Here is a 9262-nt window from a genome sequence, read left to right on the forward strand (position 1 = left end):
CCAAGAATTTTGCCTTCAATAAAAGAAAAAGAAGGCGAATGGTTTTTCGGATCCATCACCCTTTGCATGGAATAAATATAATCCCGGGCGAGCAGTTCACGCTTCTTGCCCTGAAAGACCGGATCCGGACTGAAATAAATTCCTGGCTTGATTTTAAAAGTATAAACTTTGCCATCCTGTTCAACGACGGGTAAAGACTCGGCTGTATTGGGGGCCAAAATTGCAGGCCGGGCCAGATAGTCATAACGCAACAAAGGCTCGAAAATGGCCTCAGCCACGCTACCACTATAAAAATTATAGGTTTTGACCATATCAAAACCGTCATCAGGTGCTTCGAAAGCCAGGTTTAAAACTTTATCCGGATGTGCAGATGATTTTGCCCAGGCAGTTTGCCCCGAGCTCATAGCCAAGGCCAAAATCGTCATGCTAAAAAGTGCTGATTTCAAATTTGTACCTATTCTTTATCTTGAAGTTTTATTGCTATAGGAAGTTTTAAATACATCATCCCATATTTGCTTCAATGGATGGGTCAAAGCTGGACAGATGGAATAAACTGAACAAAGCGAATTTCATGCCATCCTTGCAAAAAATAGGGATTTCTTCCTGTTTTTAACTGAAAAAAGTTTATTTTTATTAATTATTTAAAACATTATGAATAACATAATATTTTCCATGAATCATTAATTAAATTTCTATCCTTAAAATTCTCACTAAAGTTCACTTCGCACAAAAATAACTCAACCCTGTTTCATCTTATTGCACTATTGTACACCTTTAGGTAAACAAAAAATAAACATAAGTATTTGTATTTTAAATAATTTATTTTTAAAAAATATTGTATATTTTATGTAAAAATTATGCACCATGATTAAACTTTATTCAATTTCCCTCTCATTTTTGGACTACTTTCTTATTCATTAAATATTTATTTATTGCTTTGACAGGGGTCTCACTTCCTTCTTTCTTCAGATTCTATACACAGACTTCTTAATTTTTCTTCAGTATTTCTCGGCCAGCTCAAACTAAATTCAATTAAATTAATATTTTTCAATTACTTAAAAATATAAAAATATAAAATTTTATAAGTTGGCATTCGCCTTGCTTAGATCAACCCAGCACTACTTCACATAACAAAAGGGTGAAATTTACGATGAAAAAAAATAAATTGGTCGGATCTATGGGGGCTCCAACCGTCAGCAAAAGACTACTCAAGTTAAGCGCACTCAGCTTAAGTATGATGTGTCTGCCGCTGGCCCATGCCGAAGAAGCTGCATCTGCTGAACAGCCGACTAAAGTTCAGAAAGTGACAGTGACGGGTTCATCAATCAAGGGGGTCGCTGCACAAAGTTCTTCACCAATCACCGTCATCAAAGGTGAAGATCTTGCGAACCAGGGTGTAACTACTGTTGAAGAAGCCTTAGTAAAAGTCAGCGCGAACCAGGCTGGTTTCTCTACTGCTCAAAACGTAGGTGCAAGTAATACTTCAGGTTCGACAGCCAACTTACGTGGTCTAGGCTCAGACAAAACACTTGTGCTTTTAAATGGCCGTCGTCTTGCCTATAGTGCATTTAGTACAGATAGTACGAACTTAAACATCATCCCTATGGCGATGATTGACCGTATTGAGATTTTACGTGATGGTGCTTCTGCAGTTTATGGTGCAGATGCGATTGCGGGGGTAATCAACTTCATCACCAAATCTGAATACAATGGCTTAGGCGTTACCGGAGCCTTACATGAAACCGAACATTCAGGTGGTGAAAAACAACAGGCTGCGATCTTCGGTGGTTTCGGTGACCTGGATGAAAATGGCTTTAATGTCATGGGCGTCTTGGACTACCGTAAATCTAACCAGATCCATGCTCAACAGCGTAAAGTCAGCCGCCGTGGTGGTGTAATTCCTGAATTAGGTATTGATGCTGGCTCTGCAAGCGGCTTCCCGGCAAACATCTATGATCCAACCACTGGTTATTTAGGTAACCCATACCCAGATGACTGTAATAATGTTCCATGGTCTTCTCCAGATGACGGCTTCTGTTATCTAAATACGCAGGCTTTAATTGCGATCAAACCACAGGTTGAAACATTATCTGCATTAGGTAAAGGGACATTCAAGCTTAATGATTCATTAAATGCGGTTGGTGAATACGTGTTTACACGTTCTGAAGTATCCACTTCAATTGCACCAGACGTTTATGGCCGTACCGTGACTTTACCTTCAAGCAGCCAATACTATCCAGGTAATGGTATTACTCCGGCTATTACAGATGGCGAGTTAAGCGGTGATCCACTTCAACTTTACCTCCGTTCTCAGGCAGGTAACCGTCAAAGTATGTCAACCAATGACTCACACCGCTTCTTTGCAGGTATTGAAGGTGAGGCATTAGGCTGGGATATCAACGCAGGCGTGTCATACGCGAAAAGCGAAGCAACTGATGAATTTACAGGTGGTTACTTACACCGTAGCAACCTGCAAACTGCATTGAATGAAGGTCGTATCAACCCATTCGGTCCAGCACGTCCAGGCGATACCCCTTGGGAATCATTTGTGATTAATGGCGAAACTAACATCGCCTCTTTAGAGTCTACAACTGCAGACTTTACGATCAGTCGTCCAATTTTTGAATTACCTGCAGGTGATGTTGGCTTTGCCTTCGGTGGTAGCTTCACGACTCAGGACTGGGAAGCGAAAGTAAACTCTGAAATCGTGGCTCAAGTACCAGGCTCTGGTATTGACCCAAGCAAACCAATCAGTAAGGGTGATCGTGACATCACAGCATTCTTTACTGAATTCCAGATCCCAATCCTGCCAAGTCTGGAAGCTCAAATTGCTGCCCGTTATGATGACTATAGCGACTTCGGTGATACCTTCAACCCGAAAGTTGGTCTACGTTGGGAACCAATGAAGGAAGTCATGTTCCGTGCATCTTATAGCACCGGTTTCCGTGCACCAAGCTTGTACGAAATCAACGCGCCAATCAGTGAAACCTGGACAGGTGCGAAATACAATGACCCTGTGTTATGTCCAGGTGGCACGCCAGTCGAACCTAAATATCAGGTTGAATGTAATACCCAGTTTAAGCGTACCCAAGGTGGTTCACCTGACCTACAACCAGAAGAATCTACATCATTCACTGCTGGTTTAGTATTTGAACCAATCAAAAACCTGGTTTTCACTGCTGACTACTTCAATATCGAGATCGATGGTCTGGTAGGTACAGTGGGTGAATCATCAATCTTTGGTAATCCAGACCTTTATGCAGACCGTTTCATACGTGATAGTGAAGGCCGTATCCAGCACATCCGTACTACCCTGATGAACTCTGGCGGTTTAAAAACTTCAGGTGTAGACCTGAGCCTGAACTACCTGACACCTAAAACATCTACTGGTCGTTTCGGTTTCGGTATTGATGGTACTTACGTGATCAATCTGGACTACCAAAGTGAACCAGGCGGTGAATGGTCTGGTCTGGTAGGCAAATATGAAGACCCGGCAGTAGTTCGCTGGAAACATGTTGCCAACCTGAACTGGTCTTATGAAGACTGGAAAATGATCTTTGAACAACAGTTCACTCGTGGTTATGAAGACTACTCTGGCGAACGTGATGTGGGTGACTACACACTTTATAACTTCGCAACAACTTATAAAGGCTTCAAAAACCTGGAGTTGACTGGCGGTATCCTCAACATCTTTGATGAAGAGCCTGCTGCATCTGATGTTCTGGATAACTTCCAATACGGTTATGACCCTCGTTACTCAGATCCTACAGGTCGTACTTACTACATCCGTGGTACTTACAAATTCTAAGACAAGCTTTCTGCAAATACAGCGTCATGCTGTATTTGCAGTATTCATATCATTTTAGCCAAACAAAAAATAATGCAGCTACATCACCTTTGAAATAAACCGTTATTTCTTGTTTGTCTTAAATTCCAGGAGTCATGATGAGCACAACGTTTGAAGACATAGAAAAAAGCTCCGCCAAAAAATTGACTGGAATTGGTGTCGTGATTTTCTTGCATATCCTGGTGGGCCTGGTGCTAATGGCAGGTATGGCAAAAGACATCATCAAACCGTCAGAAGAACCGGTTGAATTGATGATTATTCAGGATATTAAACCACCAGAACCAGAGCCACCTAAGGAAACCCCACCTGAGCCACCTAAAATTGTAGAAAAAGTGGCACAGGTTCCTGAGGTTAAACCAGTAGAAAAAGTGGTTCCAGTACAGAAAACACAGCCTACGCCAACCGTCACTCAACCGGTTGCAGAACCAACGCCTGTAGCTGCAGCAACACCATCCCCAAGTCCGGTGGCTGCACCAGCCCCAGTTGTTGCAGCAGCGCCTGCTGCTCCACCGCAACCAACTGGCGTTACACGTGGCGTATCTCAAGGTGAAGCGGGTTGTAAGCGTCCAGATTACCCGCGCGATGCATTAATGAATGAAGAGCAAGGTAATGTGCTGATCTCTGTCTTTGTGAATACCGACGGCAAAGTGAAAGATGCCAAAGTGAAAAAATCCAGTGGCAGCCGTTCTCTCGACCGTGCAGCGTCCAAGGCTTTCAGCTTATGTACCTTCAAACCTGCAATGAAAAATGGTGAACCACAAGAATCTTGGTACGACATTCCCTACGAATTTATCTTGGACTGATCCAGACAACAGATTAAAAACAAAATGAGGAGATTCATTATGAAAAACGCACGACACACTTTAAAAAATATCACTGCTGCAAGTGTCATTGCGGCAAGTACTCTACTCCCTTTGCAAACTGTATTTGCTGAAGAATCCCCTACACCTGCAACGACAGTCACTGAAACTGCAGATACCACACCAGCGACTGTCGCTGAGCCTACACCGCCAGCAACTGCTGCAGCTGAAAAACCTGCAAGCAACCCTTATGGTCTGGAAGCCATGTGGAAAGAAGGTGACATGGTTTCCAAAGTGACCCTGTTCATTCTGGTGATCATGTCAATCGGTACCTGGTACATCATGATCACCAAGTGCTTGCAACAAGGCAAGATTCGCAAACAAGCCAAAGAAGCAGAACATCAATTCTGGGAATCTTCTTCACTGGACAATGCAGCACAAAATCTGGATGAAGCCAGCGTATATCGTTTTATCGCTGAAAAAGGCATCAAGTCAACCAAAAACCATGGCGGCACTTTACTTGAACGTATCGACTTTAATACCTGGGTTACGATTTCTATTTCACGCGCAGTCGACAAGATTCAAAGCCATCTGAGTGGTGGTCTGGCATTCCTTGCTACAGTCGGTTCTACTGCACCTTTCGTAGGTCTGTTTGGTACTGTTTGGGGCATTTACCATGCACTGACTGCAATCGGTATTTCCGGTCAGGCATCAATCGATAAAGTTGCTGGTCCTGTCGGTGAAGCACTGATCATGACTGCAATCGGTCTGGCTGTGGCAGTTCCGGCAGTACTTGGTTACAACTGGTTAACTCGCCGTAATAAAGCTGTAATGGAAGAAGTTCGTACCTTCGGTTCTGACCTGCATGCTGTACTACTGAGCGGCGAAATCAGCTCAAACAATCCTGTTCACCGCGACACAAAATAAAAATGGGGGTCAACCATGGGAATGATGGTCAATTCAAACGACAGCGATGATGAGGTCATTGGTGTCATTAATACCACGCCTCTGGTTGATGTGATGCTGGTACTGCTGATTATCTTTCTGATTACAGTACCAGTTGCAATTCATACCGTACCAGTCGATCTGCCTGAAGAACGTAATGTCCCGTATGAAACCAAGCCGGAAAATATCCAGCTGGCAGTCAATAAAAATGGCGATATTTTCTGGAATGAATCCTATATTCCGGACAAGGCAATTTTACTGACCCGTTTACAGGCAGAAGCCCAGAAACGTCCTCAGCCTGAGGTGCATATTCGCGGTGATCAAAGAACAGCTTTTGAAGCGATTGATCAGGTCATCAGTACTACCCAGCAAGCAGGTATTGGCAAGATTGCATTTGTCACGACCCCGCCCGCTTCACCTTAAGATTGAGGGAGAATCCAGTTATGGGAATGAATGTTGGCTCAAATCAGGATGATGATGTAATGCTGGACGTCAACATGACACCATTGATTGATGTCATGCTGGTCTTGTTGATTATGTTTATTATCACTATTCCGTTGCCGAATAATTCGATTAATATCAACCTGCCGAATGGTACACCACCACCAACTGAGGAAAAACCGCCAGAGATTGTGAATTTACGTCTCGATGCTCAAGGCCAAATCTTCTGGAATGATCAGCCAGTGGCCAATGCTCAAGCGCTAGAAGCCTTATTCAAGACCGTGGCGCAAAAAGCCGATCAGGATCAGATTAAAATCAAGGCTGATCGTGCAACTGAATACAAGCATATCGCGATGGTGATGGCTGCGGCTCAGCGTCTGGAAGTGAAAAAAATCGGAATTGTCAGTAACAACAATTCTTAAGTCTATAGAATCAAAAAACCCAGCATCTGCTGGGTTTTTTATTATTCAATATCTTACATTTGTGACTGGATATAGTTTTGTAGACCAATCAGCTCGATCAAACGTAACTGTTTTTCTAACCAGTAAGTATGATCTTCTTCCGTATCCGACATTTGCTGGCGCAGCATGTCACGGGTCACATAATCGCCCTTCTCTTCACAAAGTTTGACCCCTTGAGCCAGCTTTTCACGGACATGATACTCAAGCTTCAGGTCAGCTTTCAGGCAGGTCACCACATCTTCACCAACTTCGATGTCATCACGCTGCATATTTGGCGTACCTTCAAGAAAAAGGACACGACGGATCAGGGCATCTGCATGCTGTGCTTCTTCCTGCATTTCATGGTCGATGCGTTCAAAGATTTTCGTCAGACCCCAATCTTCATACATACGAGAGTGAATCAGGTATTGATCACGAGCAGCCAGTTCGCCACCGATCAGCATATTTAAATAATCTACGACTTCTGGATTACCGCGCATTTGAATTACTCCCTGCTTTTATCATCTTATTATGGAGAAAAGATGTTTGATTTGCAAAAGCAAAATTATGGTAAATGTCTGATTTTTATATAATTAAAATGAGAAGCACTTGCATTTACGCTCTCTGTTCGGCCAAATCCCATTTATAAAACAACATCTTGCATTTTTCGTTCCGTTTTTATTCAATCCAGCAAGCTGGAATATTCAAACGTTAATTTTTGTAAATATTAATAAGCACTTATCTTGTTGCTTATTTTTATCTTAGACTCACCTGTTTGGCCTGATTCATGCATAATTGTGCCTACGATGAAAGAAGTCAAAACAACAACGGTTTAAATATGACATTACAACATAGCACAGCACCTGTCCTGGTCACCGGCGCATCTGGCTATATCGCCAGTTGGGTGATCCAGAAACTTTTAAAACAGGGTTATACCGTACATGCCACTGTACGCGATCTGAATAAAACCCAGAGTTATACGCACCTTGAACAAATTGCAAACAGCAGCCCGGGGACCTTAAAGTTGTTTGAAGCTAACCTGCTCAAGCCCGGTTCTTTTGATGCGGCCATGGAAGGGTGTGAAATTGTCTTTCATATGGCCTCGCCTTTTGTGGTCACCAATTATAAAGATGCGCTCAAAGACATTATTGAACCGGCAATTCTGGGTACGCAAAATGTGCTGAATAGCGTCAATAAAACTGAATCTGTCAAACGTGTGATTGTCACCTCAAGTATTGCCTCAACATATGGCGATGCGATTGATATTTTGCAAACCGAGCATACCAGTTTTGATGAATCTCACTGGAATACCACCAGTTCAGAAACCCATCAGCCTTATCCATATTCCAAAGTCATGGCAGAACGCAAAGCTTGGGAAATGGCGGAAGCGCAGGATCGCTGGGACCTGATCTGTATCAATCCGGCACTGGTCTTTGGGGAATCCTTAACGCCTAATACTCAATCAGGCAGTGTGGAAGTTCTGCAACAGTTTGCCAATGGCATGACTTTACTCGGCGTTCCACCGATGTGGAATGGTGTGGTGGATGTTCAGGATGTTGCTGAAGCCCATATCCGTGCCGCCTTTAATCCGGAAGCGCATGGCCGTTATATTATCTGTAGTGAGACTTTGAGCCTGCTGGAAATGGGGAAAATCCTGCGTGAAGCGTTTGGTCCTAAATTCCCGTTTCCACGCAACCAGTTGCCAAAAACGGCCTTCAAGATTTTTGGTCCTCTGGCAGGCTTTAGCCGTAAATTTGTTGAACTCAATATGGGTTATCCAATTTTCTTTAATGCCCAAAAAAGTAAGGATGAACTCGGTCTGGAATACCGTCCGGTAAAAGAGAGTCTGGTCGAACATTTCCAGCAATTGCTGGATGATGGTGTGGTGAAAAAATATATTCCTTAATCATACTCGCTCAAACCTGATCTGACAGTGACCGACTTTTTATTGTGTCTGTCAGATTTAGTTTGAGCTTATGCATCAAGTCATTTATCGGCAAGCTTATGACGACTGCTGAAAAATCTACTTAAGCAGAAGTCCAACGCGTATTTTTCCACGCTTGCTGTTGCTTTATATTTAGAAAAGTCCAAGCCACAAAACGACTCTCTTTTTGCCCCTGTGTCATTTTAATGGTTTTTACATCCACTGCACCGCACTTACGCAAGGTATTTAATAGCATAGGCAATGTGGTTTTCTTAGAAACCAGTGTACTAAACCAAAGACATTGCTCAGCAAACTGTGTGCTCTCTTGTACCATCTGGCAAACAAAGCGTTCTTCTCCACCGTCGCACCACAACTCGTTCTTTTGTCCGCCAAAGTTTAACACCACTTTAGACCGATCAACCGGTTTGCCAAGTTTGCGTAATTTTTGCGTTGCTGTGGCATTTGCCTCATCTTGAGAAGCATGAAATGGTGGGTTACACAGGGTCAAATCAAAACGATCTGAAGGTTTAATCACCCCTTTGAAAATATTGCTCGGTGTCTTTTGCAATCGAATCTGAATCCCCTTCCTGAGATTCGGATTTGCCTCTACAATAAATTGAGCACTTTTAACCGATGCCGAATGAATGTCTGAGCCGACAAATTTCCAACCATAACTACGATGCCCAATGATCGGATAAATACAGTTTGCACCTATCCCAATATCTAACACCTGAACTGCACGCCCTGTTGGAATCTGAGCTTTATTGCTATCACTTAACAAGTCCGCCAAATAGTGAATATAGTCGGCTCGACCTGGAATCGGTGGGCAAAGATAATCTTGAGGAATATCCCAATATTGAATGCC

The 9262-nt window shown here is 43.1% G+C and carries 9 protein-coding genes; 6 read left to right on the forward strand and 3 right to left on the reverse strand.

Translation table 11 applies throughout. From position 1 onward, the window contains the following. On the reverse strand, positions 1-425 hold a 425-nt coding region (locus tag B4J23_RS09805; RefSeq protein ID WP_291360318.1), incomplete at its 3' end, for an ABC transporter substrate-binding protein. 725 nt (positions 426-1150) lie between these two features. On the opposite strand from B4J23_RS09805, the gene B4J23_RS09810 reads away from it, so the two are divergent. The 5 genes from B4J23_RS09810 (at position 1151) to B4J23_RS09830 (ending at position 6455) form a co-directional block, all read left to right on the forward strand. Next, positions 1151-3808: a TonB-dependent receptor gene (locus B4J23_RS09810; protein WP_180011936.1), complete on the forward strand. Its 2658-nt coding sequence runs from the start codon at positions 1151-1153 to the stop codon at positions 3806-3808. 137 nt (positions 3809-3945) lie between these two features. Further along, positions 3946-4650, forward strand: coding sequence for an energy transducer TonB (locus B4J23_RS09815; RefSeq protein ID WP_175966796.1), 705 nt, complete (start codon positions 3946-3948; stop codon positions 4648-4650). A gap of 39 nt (positions 4651-4689) precedes the next feature. After that, positions 4690-5574, forward strand: a complete 885-nt coding sequence (locus B4J23_RS09820) for a MotA/TolQ/ExbB proton channel family protein (RefSeq protein WP_291360321.1) — start codon at positions 4690-4692, stop codon at positions 5572-5574. Between the two features lie 15 nt (positions 5575-5589). Further along, positions 5590-6015 carry an ExbD/TolR family protein gene (locus B4J23_RS09825; protein WP_291360323.1) on the forward strand — a complete coding sequence of 142 codons (426 nt, stop codon included), beginning with the start codon at positions 5590-5592 and terminating at the stop codon, positions 6013-6015. A 20-nt stretch (positions 6016-6035) separates the two neighbouring features. Then, on the forward strand, positions 6036-6455 hold the full coding sequence (locus B4J23_RS09830; RefSeq protein ID WP_004783336.1) for an ExbD/TolR family protein: 420 nt from the start codon (positions 6036-6038) through the stop codon (positions 6453-6455). Between the two features lie 53 nt (positions 6456-6508). Here the strand turns inward: B4J23_RS09830 and ftn are convergent, their stop codons facing one another. Further along, entirely contained in the window at positions 6509-6973 is a 465-nt protein-coding gene (gene ftn, locus B4J23_RS09835) for a heteropolymeric bacterioferritin subunit Ftn (protein WP_004783337.1), read from the reverse strand. 338 nt (positions 6974-7311) lie between these two features. On the opposite strand from ftn, the gene B4J23_RS09840 reads away from it, so the two are divergent. After that, positions 7312-8379 (forward strand): SDR family oxidoreductase, encoded by a 1068-nt coding sequence (locus tag B4J23_RS09840; protein ID WP_034590045.1) that lies wholly within the window; start codon positions 7312-7314, stop codon positions 8377-8379. A gap of 121 nt (positions 8380-8500) precedes the next feature. On the opposite strand, the gene rlmF is transcribed toward B4J23_RS09840, so the two are convergent. Continuing rightward, positions 8501-9262 (reverse strand): 23S rRNA (adenine(1618)-N(6))-methyltransferase RlmF (rlmF, locus tag B4J23_RS09845; RefSeq protein WP_291360327.1); only part of this gene is annotated, 762 nt, incomplete at its 5' end.

Origin of the sequence: Acinetobacter sp. UBA3025, from assembly GCF_002367915.1 — a bacterium.
Lineage (GTDB): Bacteria > Pseudomonadota > Gammaproteobacteria > Pseudomonadales > Moraxellaceae > Acinetobacter.

Bases quoted from the DNA above. Each gene is read 5' to 3' on its own strand.
- B4J23_RS09810 (WP_180011936.1), top strand. From the start codon at position 1,151: ATGAAAAAAAATAAATTGGTCGGATCTATGGGGGCTCCAACCGTCAGC.
- B4J23_RS09815 (WP_175966796.1), top strand. From the start codon at position 3,946: ATGAGCACAACGTTTGAAGACATAGAAAAAAGCTCCGCCAAAAAATTG.
- B4J23_RS09820 (WP_291360321.1), top strand. From the start codon at position 4,690: ATGAAAAACGCACGACACACTTTAAAAAATATCACTGCTGCAAGTGTC.
- B4J23_RS09825 (WP_291360323.1), top strand. From the start codon at position 5,590: ATGGGAATGATGGTCAATTCAAACGACAGCGATGATGAGGTCATTGGT.
- B4J23_RS09830 (WP_004783336.1), top strand. From the start codon at position 6,036: ATGGGAATGAATGTTGGCTCAAATCAGGATGATGATGTAATGCTGGAC.
- ftn (WP_004783337.1), bottom strand. From the start codon at position 6,973: ATGCGCGGTAATCCAGAAGTCGTAGATTATTTAAATATGCTGATCGGT.
- B4J23_RS09840 (WP_034590045.1), top strand. From the start codon at position 7,312: ATGACATTACAACATAGCACAGCACCTGTCCTGGTCACCGGCGCATCT.